The organism is Mesorhizobium australicum (genome assembly GCF_900177325.1).
Taxonomy (GTDB): Bacteria; Pseudomonadota; Alphaproteobacteria; order Rhizobiales; family Rhizobiaceae; genus Mesorhizobium_A; species Mesorhizobium_A australicum_A.
In genome coordinates this window covers 1,868,806-1,884,953 of sequence record NZ_FXBL01000004.1, presented here as the reverse complement: position 1 = coordinate 1,884,953, position 16,148 = coordinate 1,868,806, and the positions used below count along the sequence as shown (strand labels likewise).

The 16,148-nt window shown below is 62.9% G+C and carries 23 protein-coding genes; 11 read left to right on the top strand and 12 right to left on the bottom strand.

Translation table 11 applies throughout. From position 1 onward, the window contains the following. Positions 1 to 50: 50 nt before the first annotated feature. The 9 genes from B9Z03_RS11580 to B9Z03_RS11540 all read right to left on the bottom strand — a co-directional run bounded on the left by B9Z03_RS11580 (position 51) and on the right by B9Z03_RS11540 (position 5,211). On the bottom strand, positions 51 to 830 hold the full coding sequence (locus B9Z03_RS11580; protein ID WP_085464346.1) for a lytic transglycosylase domain-containing protein: 780 nt from the start codon (positions 828 to 830) through the stop codon (positions 51 to 53). A gap of 3 nt (positions 831 to 833) precedes the next feature. Further along, entirely contained in the window at positions 834 to 1,181 is a 348-nt protein-coding gene (locus B9Z03_RS11575; protein ID WP_085467615.1) for a DUF736 domain-containing protein, read from the bottom strand. A gap of 68 nt (positions 1,182 to 1,249) precedes the next feature. After that, the gene (locus B9Z03_RS11570; RefSeq protein WP_085464345.1) at positions 1,250 to 1,795 is read right to left on the bottom strand and encodes a S26 family signal peptidase; all 546 of its coding nucleotides are present in this window, start codon (positions 1,793 to 1,795) and stop codon (positions 1,250 to 1,252) included. Then, a complete protein-coding gene (locus B9Z03_RS11565) occupies positions 1,792 to 2,292 on the bottom strand; it encodes a DUF2840 domain-containing protein (protein WP_085464344.1) in 501 nt (166 codons plus the stop codon). Before B9Z03_RS11565 ends, B9Z03_RS11570 begins: the two co-directional genes overlap by 4 nt. Continuing rightward, positions 2,289 to 3,353, bottom strand: a complete 1,065-nt coding sequence (locus B9Z03_RS11560; RefSeq protein ID WP_139832233.1) for a replication initiator protein A — start codon at positions 3,351 to 3,353, stop codon at positions 2,289 to 2,291. The genes B9Z03_RS11565 and B9Z03_RS11560 overlap by 4 nt, the downstream gene beginning before the upstream one ends. A gap of 12 nt (positions 3,354 to 3,365) precedes the next feature. After that, positions 3,366 to 3,647 (bottom strand): helix-turn-helix transcriptional regulator, encoded by a 282-nt coding sequence (locus B9Z03_RS11555; RefSeq protein ID WP_085464342.1) that lies wholly within the window; start codon positions 3,645 to 3,647, stop codon positions 3,366 to 3,368. 114 nt (positions 3,648 to 3,761) lie between these two features. Then, positions 3,762 to 4,361 carry a DUF2285 domain-containing protein gene (locus tag B9Z03_RS11550; RefSeq protein WP_244561719.1) on the bottom strand — a complete coding sequence of 200 codons (600 nt, stop codon included), beginning with the start codon at positions 4,359 to 4,361 and terminating at the stop codon, positions 3,762 to 3,764. Next, positions 4,318 to 4,521 carry a transcriptional regulator domain-containing protein gene (locus tag B9Z03_RS11545; protein WP_085464341.1) on the bottom strand — a complete coding sequence of 68 codons (204 nt, stop codon included), beginning with the start codon at positions 4,519 to 4,521 and terminating at the stop codon, positions 4,318 to 4,320. Before B9Z03_RS11545 ends, B9Z03_RS11550 begins: the two co-directional genes overlap by 44 nt. Positions 4,522 to 4,650: 129 nt before the next feature. After that, a complete protein-coding gene (locus tag B9Z03_RS11540) occupies positions 4,651 to 5,211 on the bottom strand; it encodes a hypothetical protein (protein ID WP_085464340.1) in 561 nt (186 codons plus the stop codon). A 149-nt stretch (positions 5,212 to 5,360) separates the two neighbouring features. On the opposite strand from B9Z03_RS11540, the gene B9Z03_RS11535 reads away from it, so the two are divergent. Further along, positions 5,361 to 5,648, top strand: coding sequence for a helix-turn-helix transcriptional regulator (locus B9Z03_RS11535; protein ID WP_348529010.1), 288 nt, complete (start codon positions 5,361 to 5,363; stop codon positions 5,646 to 5,648). Between the two features lie 52 nt (positions 5,649 to 5,700). Here B9Z03_RS11535 and B9Z03_RS11530 read toward each other — a convergent pair whose 3' ends face one another. Continuing rightward, positions 5,701 to 6,024 carry a DUF736 domain-containing protein gene (locus B9Z03_RS11530; protein WP_085464339.1) on the bottom strand — a complete coding sequence of 108 codons (324 nt, stop codon included), beginning with the start codon at positions 6,022 to 6,024 and terminating at the stop codon, positions 5,701 to 5,703. An 802-nt stretch (positions 6,025 to 6,826) separates the two neighbouring features. Here B9Z03_RS11530 and B9Z03_RS11520 point away from each other — a divergent pair. From B9Z03_RS11520 to B9Z03_RS11500, 5 genes are all read left to right on the top strand, one after another. After that, on the top strand, positions 6,827 to 7,111 hold the full coding sequence (locus B9Z03_RS11520) for a type II toxin-antitoxin system Phd/YefM family antitoxin (protein WP_085464337.1): 285 nt from the start codon (positions 6,827 to 6,829) through the stop codon (positions 7,109 to 7,111). After that, positions 7,108 to 7,530 carry a type II toxin-antitoxin system VapC family toxin gene (locus B9Z03_RS11515; RefSeq protein ID WP_085464336.1) on the top strand — a complete coding sequence of 141 codons (423 nt, stop codon included), beginning with the start codon at positions 7,108 to 7,110 and terminating at the stop codon, positions 7,528 to 7,530. Before B9Z03_RS11520 ends, B9Z03_RS11515 begins: the two co-directional genes overlap by 4 nt. Positions 7,531 to 7,736: 206 nt before the next feature. Further along, positions 7,737 to 7,946 carry a hypothetical protein gene (locus B9Z03_RS11510; protein ID WP_085464335.1) on the top strand — a complete coding sequence of 70 codons (210 nt, stop codon included), beginning with the start codon at positions 7,737 to 7,739 and terminating at the stop codon, positions 7,944 to 7,946. Between the two features lie 482 nt (positions 7,947 to 8,428). Further along, on the top strand, positions 8,429 to 9,367 hold the full coding sequence (locus B9Z03_RS11505) for a GHMP family kinase ATP-binding protein (RefSeq protein WP_085464334.1): 939 nt from the start codon (positions 8,429 to 8,431) through the stop codon (positions 9,365 to 9,367). Further along, positions 9,361 to 10,413 (top strand): PLP-dependent cysteine synthase family protein, encoded by a 1,053-nt coding sequence (locus tag B9Z03_RS11500; protein ID WP_085464333.1) that lies wholly within the window; start codon positions 9,361 to 9,363, stop codon positions 10,411 to 10,413. Before B9Z03_RS11505 ends, B9Z03_RS11500 begins: the two co-directional genes overlap by 7 nt. Here B9Z03_RS11500 and B9Z03_RS11495 read toward each other — a convergent pair. Then, complete coding sequence (locus tag B9Z03_RS11495) at positions 10,383 to 11,798, bottom strand: threonine synthase (protein ID WP_085464332.1); 1,416 nt, start codon at positions 11,796 to 11,798, stop codon at positions 10,383 to 10,385. The two genes, B9Z03_RS11500 and B9Z03_RS11495, sit on opposite strands and share 31 nt — an antisense overlap. A gap of 125 nt (positions 11,799 to 11,923) precedes the next feature. Here B9Z03_RS11495 and B9Z03_RS11490 point away from each other — a divergent pair, with 125 nt between their 5' ends. The 5 genes from B9Z03_RS11490 to B9Z03_RS11470 all read left to right on the top strand — a co-directional run bounded on the left by B9Z03_RS11490 (position 11,924) and on the right by B9Z03_RS11470 (position 15,165). After that, positions 11,924 to 12,190: a helix-turn-helix domain-containing protein gene (locus B9Z03_RS11490; protein ID WP_085464331.1), complete on the top strand. Its 267-nt coding sequence runs from the start codon at positions 11,924 to 11,926 to the stop codon at positions 12,188 to 12,190. Positions 12,191 to 12,340: 150 nt separating this feature from the next. After that, positions 12,341 to 13,069, top strand: a complete 729-nt coding sequence (locus B9Z03_RS11485) for a LuxR family transcriptional regulator (RefSeq protein ID WP_085464330.1) — start codon at positions 12,341 to 12,343, stop codon at positions 13,067 to 13,069. Between the two features lie 66 nt (positions 13,070 to 13,135). Beyond that, on the top strand, positions 13,136 to 13,759 hold the full coding sequence (locus tag B9Z03_RS11480) for an acyl-homoserine-lactone synthase (protein ID WP_085464329.1): 624 nt from the start codon (positions 13,136 to 13,138) through the stop codon (positions 13,757 to 13,759). 15 nt (positions 13,760 to 13,774) lie between these two features. Next, a complete protein-coding gene (locus B9Z03_RS11475) occupies positions 13,775 to 14,551 on the top strand; it encodes a winged helix-turn-helix transcriptional regulator (protein ID WP_244561718.1) in 777 nt (258 codons plus the stop codon). An 89-nt stretch (positions 14,552 to 14,640) separates the two neighbouring features. Then, a complete protein-coding gene (locus B9Z03_RS11470) occupies positions 14,641 to 15,165 on the top strand; it encodes a GNAT family N-acetyltransferase (RefSeq protein ID WP_085464328.1) in 525 nt (174 codons plus the stop codon). Here B9Z03_RS11470 and B9Z03_RS11465 read toward each other — a convergent pair. Beyond that, positions 15,132 to 16,145, bottom strand: coding sequence for a succinylglutamate desuccinylase/aspartoacylase family protein (locus tag B9Z03_RS11465; protein ID WP_085464327.1), 1,014 nt, complete (start codon positions 16,143 to 16,145; stop codon positions 15,132 to 15,134). The genes B9Z03_RS11470 and B9Z03_RS11465 overlap by 34 nt on opposite strands. Between the last annotated feature and the right edge of the window lie 3 nt (positions 16,146 to 16,148).

The following is a 16,148-nucleotide window of genomic DNA, read 5'->3' as shown; positions in this document are numbered from 1 at the left end:
CCTCTCCGATACGCTGGAGCGCGACAGGATGCGAAAGCTGTTGCGCGCCGTCATCGCGGCTCTCCGGCTGCGGCGCGCGCCACGAACAGGCCGTTCGGTTGCGGCGCGCTCACGGAGACAGTACGCACAGTGGTCGCAACCGGGCGGCCATCGAGCGATCGATCGGCCGACACGAAAGCGGTTGCGGAGACGGGCGCGAACTGTGCGAAGAACAGCGGCGAACGTGTCCAGTCCGATCGGTAGACCTCGACCATGGCTGCTGAATTCGTGTCGCCGGAACCGTCGATGCGCGGTGCGAACGAAGCGACGTAGGCGCGCGTCTCTGCCGGCAGCGGGCGGCCGGTCATGACGTATTCGTCATAGCGCGCCGGGCCGGCATTGTAGGCGGCGAGCATGCCGCCGACAGTTCCGTACCGGTCAAGCATCTCGCGCAGATAAGCCGTACCCGCGAGAATGTTATCGCGCGGGTCATAGGGATCACGGCCGAGGCCATGGCGAGTGCGCAGGTCGGTCCACGTCGCGGGCATGATCTGCATCAGGCCCATCGCCCCGGCAAAGGATATTGCGCGGCGGTCACCGGCGCTTTCGGCGCGCATTACCGCCTTGATCCAAGCAATCGGAATGCCGAAGCGCCGCGATGCCTCGGCGACGTGACCGGCATAAGGATCGCGTTGCGACGGTCGGGCGAACGGCGCGTCCTGTGCCATCATGCTCGCCGGCATGACGCTCGCCAGGGACAGGCCGGAAAGGAGAAGGAGAGCCGTGCTGCGAACGGTTCTGTGCAGCCCGAACGCAGGCGGACGGAACGTCGAGTGGCGCCCGGCACTCATCGCTCAATCCTTCTCGGCGCGATCGCGGGGGCGAGACCAGTGCAACGACCAGCCATGGCCGGCCTCGTCGTCGCGAAACAGGTATGCGCGGATCGGCTGCGATAAAGCCGGATCGTCGACTAGCAACGCGACATATTCCCCGGCGCGTTCGCCGGTACGTTTCCAACCCGCGCCGATCGCCGGACCGATTTCGTCGCTGCCGTCGTCGCGCGCATGAACACGATAGTCCGGCGCATTCTCTGCTTCGGACGGATCGGCCGGAATGACCGCGATGGCACGGAACAGCGTCAGAGTTTGGATGCGCCCGACGAAGCCGGTTTGTTCACGGGTGAATTGTCCAATCTGCGGCATGACTTTCTCCTCAGCGGCGATGTTGGCAAAACCGTTGACGGGCACCGCTCCCGCCGACGGGAGAGCGGTCAGCGTGTTGGCGCCCACCATCGGAAGCGGCCGGTTGCGTCCTCGTCGGTCCACAGCGGAAGGGCGCGGCCGATGATCTGGTCGGTCAAAGTCAAGCCGAAGTAGCGGCCGTCGAGGCTGTCTGGGACCTGCCAGTTCATGACGAAGACTTCCCCGCGTTGGACGCGGCGGCAGCCCTGCCAGGCGGGAAGATCGCGGCCGGCCCGGTCGCGTTCGAGCGCAGCACCAACCTCGATGCCATCCACCGTGATGGTGAGGTTCGCGCGGCAGACGATCTGGCCTGAAACGGCTAGGATGCGCTTTATCAGCAGCGTGCCCCTCGGCAGATAGCCACGCTCGGCGAAGAGGCTCGCAAGCGGTTCGGAAGGGTTGATGGCGACAAGATCGGTGATTTCGAACGGTCCGTCGAGATCGATCGTGTAGAGGCCGACCGGCGCGCTTGCCGACGCATTCCAGATCCACTTGGTCGGCATTGGCCTGAGGCCTGGAACGCCGACGCCTAGAGCCGCGAGTGCTGTCGCGAGGAACAGTTTGGCGCGGCTCATGGTTCGGCCCTCCGGCGCGCGAGGAAGGCGCGGTGATGATCGAGCGTGTAGCCGCGCGGTTCCTGTCCGGCGGTCAATCGGTTGTGGACGTGATGCCAGTGATCGGGCGACACCGCTTCCGGATCGATGCCGATACGTTCGATGGCGTCGATGAGCTGGAGAACACGCTCGACCTTCGGCCAACCATGGACCTTGAGCAGAACCTCGCCGCCCGGCCGCACGAAGGGCAGCGTCTGATAGGCTTCGCCAACGGTGACAGTTCGCACGATGTCGATACGAGAGACGATCGTTCCGAAGTCGTTCGCTGACCAGCGGACAAAGGCAAAGACGCGATCCGGCGCGAAGCTGACGACACGCCGTCGCCGGTCGATGGTGTGGATGCGCAAAGGTCGACCGAAGCGGATGCGATGTTCGACCCGCTTCTCCACCCAGGTCAGCTCAACGGTGGTGAGGTCGCCATCGGCGACCCGGCCTGTTGCCTTACCGAAAACCCTCATGACTGGTCCGCCTTGCGCGGTCCTTGCCTCGGCGAGGCAGGCAAGCGGACATCGAACTGGCTTTGCTTGTGCCCGACGCCAGCGCGCGAAAAGAGGTTAGACTCGGTGTTAGATTCCAAGTTAGGCGCGGAGATTCTCGTGTGATCGCGACGGCTTAGCGGCTTGGCCTGTTCCCGATAGCACGAGGCCGCCGTTCCCGATGGCACGATGGGGCGGGTTCCCGATGGCACGAGCCGGTCCACAGGCCGTGCAACTGGCTCGAAGGCGAGCAGAACGCGGCCGCTGATTTCAACTTCAGTGAACAGCGTGTAGCCGGGGAGCGGCTGGCGGCAGATGATGTCCCGAAGCTCAAACGCGAAGCGTCTGAACGGCGACAGACTGCCGGACTTGAGATGGAGATGGCGGAAGTCGAAGCGCCAGCCGGCACGCTGGCGTCCGCCATGCTTGCGGACCAGACGGTAGAGCCATCGGTCGATGCCGCCGGTCAGGCCGAAATAGGCTCGATCGATGGTCAGTACGAGCGCGTCGTCCATGACGGCGCGGTAGAACCAGTCCGGCAGGATCAGTTCTATGCCCGCCGGCTTGTTGAGCCGGTCTGTTCGCTCCTGCCACTCGTTGATCCAGGAGAAGCGATGGCGGCGTCCTTCCGGCTGGCGGATCGTCGTCGCGACAGTCGTCGACTGTAATCGGTCAAGAGCCGCCTTGAGGCGAAGATAGTCGCGAAGCGACGTGCCGCGGCCGATGAAGGTGAGGATCTCGTAGGGTGTTGCTGCCATCAGGCGCGAGGTGCGCAGGCCCTGGTCGCGCGCCTCTACGATCTGGCTGGCGGCCCAGATCAGGATGTCGGCGTCCCAGATCGTCGCCATGCCATGATCGGGAACGGCTTCGACACGGATCGAGATGGTGCCGGCGGAGAAGTCGATCGGCGACGTACGGTGTGATTTCGACAGTGAGAAAAATGGATAGGCCATCAGGTCCTGCGCATCGCGCGGCACGAAACCGCCGGGAAGCGCTTGAAAGGGCTCGAGCTGCACACGCTCGGACAAGGGATCGTGTTGCATCGCTGCCACCTATCAGCGCTTTTCGTGGCCGGCATAGGGGATGAGCCGGGGGGGATGGCGTTTGGCCGGCAGGACCGATCCGTTCGGATCGGAGGTCGAGGTCTTGGTGCCCCGCGCCGCCCACGCCTGGATATCCTCCAGCGCGTAGACGACGCGTCCGCCGAGTTTGCGGTAGGCGGGACCGGTTCCGTAACTTCGGTGCTTCTCCAGGGTGCGAGCGGACAGGCCAAGGAAACGGGCCGCCTCGGGGGTGCGCAGATAGCGTGGTGGCAGGACGGCGTCGTCGGGTTTCATCGGCTTCTCCAGTGTGTGATCGCCAGTCAACGGCGACACGCGGCGACGATGGAGGAGCGAAGGCCCCCTGATCAGGTGCGAAATCGCGACCGGTGATTTTGCACCTGATCCGGGTCAAGTGGAGCGACGCGCCCGGAGCAGCTGTCGATAGCCGCCGTCGACCATCATCAGACCGTCACGGACGAGGCGCAGCGTCGTGTAACGGAATGACGATTCCTGCCAATTGGCCGGGTCGATGAGCCGCCGGCCGAAAAGCGCGATGGCCAGTTGCAGGTAGGAGGCCCCTTCCCTGCGCCCGTCCAGCGCGCGCAGCATCTGCGCGAGGCGGCGGCGCTGCGCGGCGGTGAGCCGCGTGTCCCGGACGCTGTGGCCGCTTTGTGACCGGACGAAGCGCTCGACGGCGGAGAGCCGATCACGCGCCGCGCTGTCGAGCGGGATAATGACGGCCAGCGGGCGATCAGGGTGGGTGCCGTGGACAAGCATCAGCTGGCTGCCGCCCGGCAACGGAACGCGCGTATGCAAGCCCATCCCATTTCGTCGTAGCGCTACGAAAGGGACGTCGATGCCACTCGCCGCAGCAGCGGTCAGCGGTTTAGGGGTTTGCACGAGGTTAATGACGCCGGGATCCGTCTCAGGCGTCCAGAAGATCGGCTGTTGGCTGGCGGCTTGATCAGGTCTTGCCGCGAAAGCTGAGGCCCCAGCGATCCAGGGCATTTGACGGCATATCCTTCGCGGCGGCCATCTGCATGTCCCGGTAATCCTTCTGATATCGCTTGTTACGCCGAAGAAACTCCCAGGCGATGCTGTCGGCAGCAGAATCCTTGATGAAGTCGTAGGCCGACGGGTTGTCCCATTTCGACGTATCCGGCTTCATCGCTTCCGATCCCATATCTCTGAAGAAGTGATAGGTCGGTAGCGGACTGCGCGGTATGCCGGAATACCGCGATTGACTGCAAATAGGTGGACGCGGCAAAGCCTGGACGGCTGGCCAACGGTGTGGAACCTAAAGGTCGATCAGAGCCCGGAAAGCCGTCATCCAGATGCGATAGCGCTTCTCGTCGGCTTGGCTCCAGGCTTGAAACGCGCACCATGCGGCGAGCGATGGCGACGCCGGCACAAGCCGACCGTCAGGCGTCATACCCGGGGCTAGAACCGGCAACTGATCCGATGTCGCCTGATCCATCAACCGCCGGAGGTCGTCCAGTGCAGACCGGACATGCACAACGGGAAATTCCGACAGGTCCGTATTGTCTTCCGCCTCCCGCACGATGACGGCGAGCTTGGCGGCTATGCCGGTAAGCGAGCTGGCAGGTGTTCGGGCAATATTGTTCAAGTGCGCCGCTTCTGTTTCGGCTGCAAGCTGCTCGGCCGCTATCGCTTCGTCATAGGCTCGGCGGGCAATCACGCTGCGGTGACCCGATCGGCCCAGGCGGGCCTCGAGCCTCTGCTGCCTCATGCAATGCTGCATCGTCTGGGAATGAGCTTCCGTCCAGGCAAGCGCGGCCTGTAACGAGGGATCTGCGCTCTCCGCTCGGGCGTGCAAATCCGCAGAGTCGGCCGTCATTGGCTTCGCGTCCGCGCACGCGTGACGAAAGGCAAAGTCGTGGTAATGTCGGAATCAGCCATGATCCGAGCTCCAGACAGCTTAGACGTGGTCAGGCTGCACAGGATGTTGAAGCCATTTTGTGCAGCCGAATTTGCATTGACGATCTTATGTCACTTTTTGTGACTTTATCAAGAAGAAATGTCATGAAAAGGGACATTATGCCCGAACAGCTGCGAGCGGCCCGTGCGCTTATCAATTGGACCCGCGACGACTTGGCAGCTGCGTCAGGTGTTACGATTCGAACTTTGGCGCGAATCGAAAGCGGACAGACGGTTCCCCGCGCCACAACACTGCAAGCGCTAATTCGGTCGCTGGAGACCGCCGGGATAGAGTTCATCGCGGAAAACGGTGGCGGTGTCGGCGTGCGCCTGGCTCGGCGATCCGATCGAACCTAGGTCCGGTCGATGGCTCTCGCCCGACGGGGTCGGGCGAGAGCGGGTTGGGTCGTTACTCCCCGCTTCGGCGGCTGGGGCGGGACCAGATGAGGCTGTAGCCGTCGCCCTTCTCGTCATCGAGGAGATTGGCGAAGAGCGGAGCGGTAAAGCTCGGATCGTCGAGTTTCAGGCCGAGATAGTCGCGGCCCTCGTTGGAGCGCTTTGCCCAGGCGGCGCCAATTTCCGCCTTCCCGACGAAGACCCGGTGGCTCGGCGCGTTGTCGCCGGTGGAGCGGGTTTCAGGGGTGATGCGGACGTTCTTGGCGTGGACCGTCAGGGTGACGATTTCACCGGTGAATTCTTCGCCCGACTTCCGAAAGATGCCGATGGTTGCCATGTCATTTCTCCTTGGTGCTCTCGAGCCGCACCATGCGGCTTCGATGGCCATCGTCCGGTGGAAGGCGAGCGACGGCGCACCCGAAGGGCTGGACAGCTGAGACGGAACTTTCTTGCTTCGCGAGGAATGGCGGCCCGGCCGCCAGGGGATGAAAGTTTGGACGACGCTGTTGCGTCATAGGCGATCGAGGCGCAGCCGGCCTTTTGCCAGATCAGGCCAATCGGAAGCCGCTTCGTTTCGCGCTTGTCGATGCATCCAGGAGCTATGACGTCAACCAGTCGACATTCGGACTGCGCCCGGGTGCACCAAAGGAAGCGTCGCGCACGGTCGCGACACCATCCGCATCTTCCGTGCTATTCCCAGCCCTCACCGGTGCGGCTTCGCAAGGTGATGGCCTTCGATGGCGGGCTCGAGTTTGCGGAAAAGGCCATTGTCGCTGCGCGGCAAAACCAGCTAGCGGGAAGTGGGGTCGGCAGTGGTTCCTCTGATACCGCCTGCCCTGTCGTCGCGCTTGAGATCAGGCTGAGACTTAGCCAGATCATGCATGGGAAGTTGTTTCGCCCCCCTAACCGCAGGAGCAAGGCGAATGGCTGAGTGACCAGGAGGTTGCGCGCCTTGTCAAGCACGGCGTTTGCCGCCTGGGTCCAGAAGCAGCCTGTCACGCCTCGGCAGAGATGACGCGCGGACATAAGCGCGGGCGCGACCGATTCCGGGTCTACCTCTCCAAGGCCCAGAGTCCTGAAAGCACCCACCCTTTGCCCTGTTGAATCGGCCAGCTCGCCCCTATAGCACGTTAGTCAACATGGGCTTGGAGGCCAGCGTGCTGTCAGCATCCAGAGACGACCCGAGTTGGACCGTCGCTCGCGCAAAGGCACGCCTTTCGGAGGTCATCGAACGCGCGCAATCGGCGCCGCAGACGATCACGCGCAACGGCAAGCCGAGCGTCGTCGTCGTATCGGCCGAGGAATGGCAGCGTAAGACGGCGCGTAAAGGCACTCTGGCGGAGTTTCTGCTGGAATCGCCGCTGCGCGGCGCCGAGTTGGATCTTGGTCGGCTCCGAGACGAACCGCACGATCTGCCCCGGTGAGGCTCCTGCTCGACACCAACGTCCTGTCCAACGTGACGCGGCCGGCGCCGGATACGAGTGTTCTGGAATGGCTGGACAGACTAGATGAGGATCGCTCGTTCATAAGCGTCGTATCGATCGCCGAGATTCACCGCGGCGTCGCCCTCATGGACCCTGGTCGGAAACGCGAGGCTCTGGCCGCATGGCACGCAGACGATTTGCCCCAACGCTTCGAACATCGCGTTCTTCCAGTCGATGAACATGTTGCGCTTGCCTGGGGTGATCTGATGGGCCTCGCCAAGCGAAGCGGCCGCGGCCTGTCGTCGATGGACGGATTGATCGCTGCCACCGCGATCGTACACAATCTCACCCTGGCAACGCGGAACACGAAGGACTTCGAAGGCTTGGCAAACGAACTATTCGATCCGTGGACCGCATGAATCTGGTTCGAACGTCGGGCCAGTTGGAAAGGCTGGAAAAGCGGATACGTGGCGCGACTCGATGGCTGCCTCACGTTGAAGGTCTTCTCGATCGGGTGAAACGCAACGGCCTGTTCAGCAGGGTCTGAGAGCATGTTTGCGCGACGCAATACCTACCGCGCGCCCGAGATCGATCAAAGGAATCGCAAACGCGGGAGCATGTTTTCATGGAACCCAGGATTGTCGACGGCCGAGATGATTTCGCGCGATGGGCGATTGATCGGGTCAATGCGATCCTAGCTGATCAGGGTTCGGACCTAGCCACCGCCGCCCGTAACGGAGACGAAGCTCAGATCGGCGAAACTGCTCGGGCGCTTGGTCAAGCGATCGTCGATGCCCTGCTCGAGGCATATGACGGTCTCGCAGGAGACGAATGACCCCTGACCCGTACCAGGCCTAGTCAGCAGCACCGATCGCCGGACCAAGGGCCGACAATTTCGTCCGACGTCACGACTTCGTTCTGTGCATGCTTCGAAGAAGCGCACCCCAATCCTCGAGCCTCCCCTCCCTTCGGTCGCCATCATCCGGCGGCCCTCCAAAGGCAATTGCGGTCTTGGCATCCAGATTGGCGAGAGCGACATGATCATCCGCCGGGCCGATTTCACCCGCGCTCCATGTCCTAAAGTCCCACGAAGGATACCGACGTGGCCACCGGTTCGGCCAGGCACTGCCGAGCGGACACGCAGCCCGGCGGCAACTCCACAGCCCGCTGTAACAGCTCGGTCAGAGAACCAGACGAGGGAGCCACGACATGCCGACCGAGACATCGGATACTTGGGTCAATCCCGGAATATGAGGACGGCGGATCGGCGTTGCTGACGCCACTATTGCCCCAGACCTGGATCGCTGGGATTGGATCGTGGCTGGAGTCGGCAGATCGTTGCGTGTTGATGAACCGTCGCTGCAGAGCGGTGTCGGGACGGCAATCGGTCATCATGGAGAACTGCTGCAAGGGGTCTTCGAGGACCGGAACGGGCAACTCCATCGTGGCCTGGTCACCCTCCCGCTCGCAAGGCTGACATCGAAGGCGACATTTACGCTCACGGGTACAAGCACCATTACCGCGCATCCGGATGATAAGACCAAGGCGGGGCTGGCTGCCCGCCTGACACTCGACCGTCTCGACATCGCCGAAGGAGGTGTCCTTCGCATCGAGAGCGGCATTCCGGTCGGACATGGATACGGTTCGTCGACCGCCGATGTCGTCGCCGCCATTCGCGCTGTCGCGGCGGCCCACAACGCCAAACTGCGGCCCTCCCGCATCGGCCAACTCGCGGTCGCTGCCGAACAGGCCAGCGACGCCATTGCCTTCGATGAAAACGCCGTCCTCTTCGCCCAGCGGGAGGGCGTCGTCTTGGAGCATTTCGGCGGCTCGTTGCCGCCACTGCTTCTCGTCGGCTTCAAGGCAAGCGGCGGCCGGCCGATCGATACGCTCAAGCTGCCGCCGGCACGTTACGACAGTACGGAGATCCAACAATTCCGTGTCCTACGCGCGCTGATTTCCAGAGCCGTCCGCTATCAGGATCCGGACTGCCTTGGGCGCGCGGCGACCGTCAGCGCGCGGATCAGTCAGCGGCACCTTCCAAAGCGGCACTTCGACCGGGTCATCGAGATCGCCGAGGATGCCGGCGCCTGCGGCGTCCAGGTGGCGCATAGCGGCTCATTGCTCGGCATCCTCTTCGACCGCGCCGGCAAGGATTTGCGGCATCGCGCAGGCCGCGCGGCGGCGTCAGCACAGCGGTCCGGCTTTTGCGACGTCGAGATTCACCAGATCAACGAAGACGGCGCAAGATGGTAGATCTGGAAGCCGACTATTTCCGCGCGCTCGAGACCCCTCGCATGGCCGTGCTGTCTCCCAATCTGGTCGCGGCAGCCTTCCCGCTGATGAAGCTCATGCCCGCGCGATACATTCTGGATCGTGCTGCAGCCGACGGCGCGCTCCAGACCGGAGCGCGGATCGTCGAGACGACGTCTGGCACATTCGGCATGGCTCTCGCGCTGCTGGCGGCTGCCCGGGGATACCGGCTCACCCTGGTCACTGCTTCAACCCTCATCGACGCGAAGTATCGGGCGCGCCTGGAAGGGATCGGCGCAACGATGATCATTACCGAAGATCCTGACGGCAATGGCGATCAGCTTCGGCGTCTGCAGCGGCTTGAGCGTATTCGGCGCGAAGAACCGGATTGTTTCTGGCCACGCCAATATGACAATCCAGCAAACGCGCTCGCCTATGCGCGGCTGGCCGAACTTCTGGTCCAGACGTTCGGCAAGATCGATTGTCTCGTCGGCTGCGTCGGGAGCGGTGGTTCGCTGTGCGGCACGGGGACGTTTCTGCGCACGGTCTTTCCGCATCTCGTCATTATAGCCGTCGATACCCACCGCAGCATTCTGTTCGGACAGCCCGCCGGCAAGCGGCTATTGCGCGGTCTCGGCAACAGCCTGATCCCCGGCAATCTCCGCCACGACCTCGTCGACGAAATCCACTGGGTCGGCGCATATCCGGCCTTTTGTGAGGCTCATCGCCTGCTGCGAGCGCACGGCATCTTTCAAGGCCCAACCAGCGCCGCTGCCGCCCTTGTCGGCAGTTGGGCCGCAAGCAGCCGACCCGGCGCCCGTGTCGCGATCATCATGCCGGACGAGGGTCACCGTTACACTGAAACGGTCTATGATGATGCCTGGCTTGCCTCCTTGCCTGGCTGGCCATGCAAGCCGCCGTCCGAACCCAGACTGCTCAGGGCCGTCGAGCCCGCGTCCGAGGCGGATTGGACGTGGTTCCCTTGGGCGAGACGCAGCCTCAACCAGGTCCTCCTTGCTCAATCCACAGATGAAGGACTTTCTCGCTGATGGCCGGGCACTGTCTCTGCCTGCTCAGCCATCAGCCTACCGTCTTTGCGTCCAAGCCATTCCCAGGCTTCGTCCGCCGACTGAAAGATCGGGTTATCCGTGGGCTGGGCGACCGATCGATCGAGATCCTTCAATCCGCTCGCGGTAATGACCGCCACCACTCGATCTTCGGGGGCAATAACGCTCTCTCTGCGCAATCCTGCAATCGCAAGAAGTGGCGTGACCGACGCCAGTTCGGCGAAGATCCCCTCGCTGCGCGCCAAGCGCTCCTGCATCGCAACCAGCCCAACATTGTCTACCGGAACGGCGCGACCGGAAGACTCGCGCAGTGCCTTCAGCGCCTGATAGGTGCTGCCTGGCGCCCCGATCGAGACGGCAAGGCTTTCAAAGGCCATGCTGCGTTCTTCGAGCCTGTCACTACCGGCGACAAGCGCACGAGCCAGAGATCCGTGCACCTCCGCTGCCACCATCCTGGGCAGTCGCGGGATTGCGCCCTGCGTAAACAGCTCCTGGAAGCCCGCCCAGACGCCGGACAGTGCATCACCGTAGCAGACAGGCAGCGCACACCAGTCGGGGGCGACGCCACCCGACTGCTCGACGATTTCATAGGCGATGGTCTTGTAACCCTCGATGCCAAGGGCGTGGCTTCCGACGACAGGAGCGCGATAGGGCGATGCGACGAACCAGCCATGACGTGACGCTGCTTCGGCAAGCAAGGTCCAGCGATCCCTCTTGTTGACGAGCGGCAGAACTGTTGCGCCGTATTTTCTGATCTGCGCCAGCATCGCACCGGCCGTCCCGGCAAAGGTCGTAACGACACAGTGCAGCCCAGCGCGTGCGGCGTAGGCGGCGAGTGACGCTCCGGCATTGCCGGACGAGGCCGTTGCCACCACGGTTGCGCCCTGTGCCCGCGCGACCGACACCGCCACAGTCGAGAATCGGTCTTTGTGCGACCAGGTCGGGTTTCGGCCCTCGTCCTTGATGGCGAGGTTCGGAACACCCAACATATCGCCGAGCCGGGTCGCGTCAATCAAGGGCGTCTGACCTTCCCCAAGCGAGACGGAATCCGCGACCGCGCATGGCAGGGCATAGGCGTACCGCCACAAGGATCGCGGCGCATTGGCTGCGCTTGTCCCAAGGTCGGCGGGCCTCACATAGACTGGCTTGAGATTGGCTGGAGCGGTTTCATGGCAAACCGGACAGCCTCTGGAGTCGATCTCGATGGTAGCTGGATAGGCAGCGCCACATCGGATGCAGGTGAACCCGACAATGTTGGACGCACCAGCCACCACGCGCCCGTCGGGCTGATGGCTCCCCGGCGTTGGTCGACCTTCAAGAGCTTGCGACGCTTCTCCTGCAAGCTTGCCAAGTAGCTGGCCAGGCATCGCTTTTCCTCTGTGCAGCGTCGTTCGATCGCCAGCCGTTTCAAACAGGCGATGGTGCCCCTGTCAATGCCGAATGTTCACTAGAGTGTGTCGCACCATAGTGCGCGTCTTTGCACTTTTGCGGGATGAAACTCCGCGCTGTGTTTGGCCTGAACGTGCAGCGGCTCCGCAGGGAAAGAAAGCTCTCGCAGGAACAGTTGTCTTTCGCCTCGGGGCGCACGCGGGCCTATATCAGCAGCGTGGAAGCGGGGCGGCGCAACGCCACCTTGGACACGCTGGAGATTCTCGCTGACGCATTGGGCGTCGAACCACAGGAACTGATAACGGCGAACGGTCCGGACAGTCGCGAGCGCCGTTCAGCGAAACGCCAGACCAGCGATGAACGTGCCTAGTCAAGACGCGCCGTCGCAAAAGAGGACAAATTGCAAATAGGGAGTCGACTCTGACTCCTTTGATAGACATTCGACGCCCTAGGCGTTGAATCGGCTTACTACTCGCCCTTAAGTTGAAGCCGACATTGCAGGACCCGATGAGGTCTATCGATGAACAACGCGGCCGTCTTGGAGCTTCTCGCGACGATTTCGGACATCGATTCCGCGCGCTCGTCTGACAGGGTTCTCCAGGTATTCCGCGTTGTTCTCGAAACCTACGGCCTGAACAGCTTTCTCATAACAGGACTGCCAGTTCCGCACGACAGCGAATGGCATCGCGCGATCCTATGTGACGGATGGCCACGCGAATGGTTCCTGCGCTACGAATCCGAAAGTCACTTCCTCAACGATCCGTGCGCAGCGCGCAGCCGCCTCACTGCGGAGCCCTTCCTTTGGCATCAATTGCAACCGGACAGCCTAAAGGCCCGCGGGCGCCTTGTCATGAACGAAGCGGCCGAATTCGGCATGAAGGACGGGCTCTGCGTTCCCATCCATGTCCCGCTTGCCGGCCCAGCCGTGGTGACGGCGGCAAGCGATCGCCTCGAGGTCCCGCCGGAAGCCATGCCTCTGATCGAGGCGCTCTGCGTCCACACGTTTCGCAAGCTGAGCGGCCTGGAGACAAAACGCGGCGAGGAGGGTACAGCGCCGTTGACGCCGCGGGAGCGCGAACTTCTGCAATGGAGCGCCCAAGGCAAATCGACTGAGGACATTTCCTGCATCCTCGGGGTGACGACAAACACGGTGGAGAGCCACCATCGCAACATTCGCGACAAGCTCGATGCCATCAACGTCGCCCATGCCATCGTGAAGGCATTGCGCAGGCACGAAATTCAGATTTAGCAATACCGGAATTCCGGCATAAGGAATCCAGGGGACGGTGACCTACTCCCGACGCCTGGAGGCGTCATGGTTCGAATTGCGGTTGTCACTTGGGCCAACAGAAAACAGTACAGGGTTGTGCTGGAGCGCTATTTTCGGATTCGCTACGACATCTACGTGAAACGGCGGCAATGGCGCGCGGTGGCACGACCCATCAATATCGAAATGGATGCGTTCGACACCGAGCATGCCATCTACCTGCTGGCGCTCGATAGCCTCGGCAAGATCGTTGGCGGGTCGCGCCTGGTTCCGACGCTACAGCCACATCTGCTCGGCGACGTGTTTCCGGGGCTCGCGTCCGACGGGCCACCGCGGGCGCCGGACATCTTTGAATGGACGCGCTTTTTCATCAGTCCCGCCCTGCGCGGTCGCGGCGGACCGTCTCCCGTCGCGGGCGTCGTATTGTGCGGCTTGCTGGAGGTTGCGCTCAGACTCGGGATTCGGCAGATCAGCGTCGTATGTGAAGCGTTCTGGCCGAAGCGCCTGCGCGCCCTTGGATGGAGCGTCGCCGAACTGGGCGATGTCCTGCAGCACGAGGATGGAGACATCGTCGCACTGTTGATCGACGTCACGCCGGAAGCGATCGCAAGTACACGCCGCGCCTACGACATCCACGGACCGATCCTGTCCGACGCTGCGGCCTCGCCCTGACCGCCTGAAATTGTAGTGATCGCAGGTGACCGTATTGTCACTGCGGCTATTGGCACGGTAGTCAGCTTGCAGACGGCAACGCTGCAGATCGATCCACTCATGAGGCCACGAGTCCTGATCTATTCGAAGGACCCGGATTTTTTCCTGGTGTTCGGCCATATACTCGGCGTCGCCGGCTTCGACAGCCAACTGCTTTCGGCCGAAAATGAGCTGCCGCGGGGCGAGGCTGTTCCACTTGCCGTGGTCATGGACTGCCAGCCTGGCGACCGTACGGTGGCCAGACTCTGTGCCAGTTTCAAAGGCAGTTTGGAGACAAGGACAGCCGCAGTCGTCGGGCTCGTCGCACCCGGCGCCAGCGGCCTTCATCTCGACCTTATTAAGGCCGGTGCGGACGAAATCTTCTCTCGCCCCTTCCCGCCCGAGAAGCTCCTTACCTGGCTGCAGAGCAGAGCGGCTGCGGCAAAGACCTCTGTCGAAAGCGAGGCCGGCGATCTCGTACACGGCGACTTCGTGCTGGAGCGGCGCTCCCACCGCATCCTGTACAGGGGTCAAGATATCGCTGTGCCGCCGATAGAATTCAATCTGCTGCGCAGCCTGATGGCAAGACCGGGAGCCGTGCTCAGTCGCGAAAGCCTGATCAAGGCCGCATGGCCGGACCATGCCGGGGAAACGGATATCCGCGGCGTCGATGTGCACGTCGCAAGACTACGGAAGCGCCTGACCGCGGTCATCGGCCATGATGTCATCCGCACTGTCCGGTCGGCTGGCTACGCATTCGCGCCCGATTGGTAGCCCGGCAAGTCCATCCCGGGATTCCGTCAATCCGGCCAGCAAGAGGGGATGCCAGACTGGCATCGGCTTGTCGCTTGGAGGTGGGTCAGATGGCAGTCTCGTTGCGCCCGATCAGTCTCGATGATCAAACTCTTGTCGCCGGCATCACCGTTGATCCTGACACGGAGTCCTATTCCGGCGGACCCATCAGCGATGTCTTCGATCAACTGCGAGCCTCGCCGCCCCGCCAGCATGCCTTTGCGGTTGTCGATGGCGACAGGGTCGTGGGATTCATCGTCGCACGCGAAGAGGCAGCCCTGCCCGCCTGGGCGGAAAAAGGCTGCATGACGTTGAACAACCTGCGGATCGACAGGCACCTCCAGGGCCGCGGCTACGGAAAGGCCGCCATCCGCCTCGCCGCACAATGGATCGCACGAGAGCGGCCGGCCATCACACATGTCATGTCGAGCGTGAACGTCGACAATCTCGCGGCGCTCCACCTGAACCTTGCCTGCGGACTGACGCCCACGGGACAGATTGTCGAGGGCCGGTTTGGGCGTCAAAGAATCATGATTGCTCCGATCCAGCGCCTTTGCATTGATCAGCAGGGATCGACGTCGACGAGGAGCTTGTAAAGGCAATCGCCCGGCACGGTGAGCGTGGGCGCGCGGCGGCAGGCAACCATCCCGTGCTCGGTGAACGCGACCGGCTCCGGCGTCTGCCATGGCCGATCGACGGCATGGATGACACCCGCAAGCTCACAAGCTTGCACGACCGCGCCAAGATCGACCGCCGGTTCAAACAAACCCTTGCGCACGGCGTAGACGAAAGCCCCGCGACCCCGGACCCGCATGAAACGAGTCGGCGTAGCAGCGTCGGTCTCGATGTCAGGCAGTATACCATACCGCTTCAGGACCCGCCGCAGTCCCCGTTCGGCGATGGCCAGCCCCTCGCGCGACAGGGCTGCGCGGCCGCCGAGCTCGGCAGTGAGGACAGGCACCCCACGACCTTGGCCGACTGCCGAGAACGTGGTCCTGCCGCCGCCTCCGGAACCGTCGCTGATGGAAGTGACCGGGGCGCCGAATGCGGCCGCGAGGTCGGCAAGCTCGCGTTGCTCCTTCTCGGTTCCTCCGCTTCTGATCAGGGCGCATGGCAGGTAGTCACATGATCGTCCGCCTGCGTGGAGGTCGATGGCAAGGTCCGCCATGGGGAGGAGAACCGTGGTGACGTAATGCGCAATCATCGCAGTCGGTCCACCAACCGAATCTCCCGGGAAGGATCTGTTGAGGTTGCCCTCGTCAAGCGGCGAGACGCGCCGACCGGCCTCGACGGCGGGCGCGTTGAGTGCGGGCAGGATGATGATCCGGCCCCTCACATCGGCCGGGTCGACTTCACGAGCCAGGGCGGCAAGCGCGACCTGTCCTTCATATTCGTCGCCATGGCTGCCAGCCATGAGAAGGGCCGTGGGACCCTTGCCGTTCCTGATGCACACGATGGGGATCGGCACCACGCCATAGCCCGACAGGTCCGTCGAATAGGGTGCGCGCAGCCAATCACATTGTTTTCCATCCGCCTCGAAGTCGAGCGGCGACCAAACCTGTGTGTACCCCGTCATCGA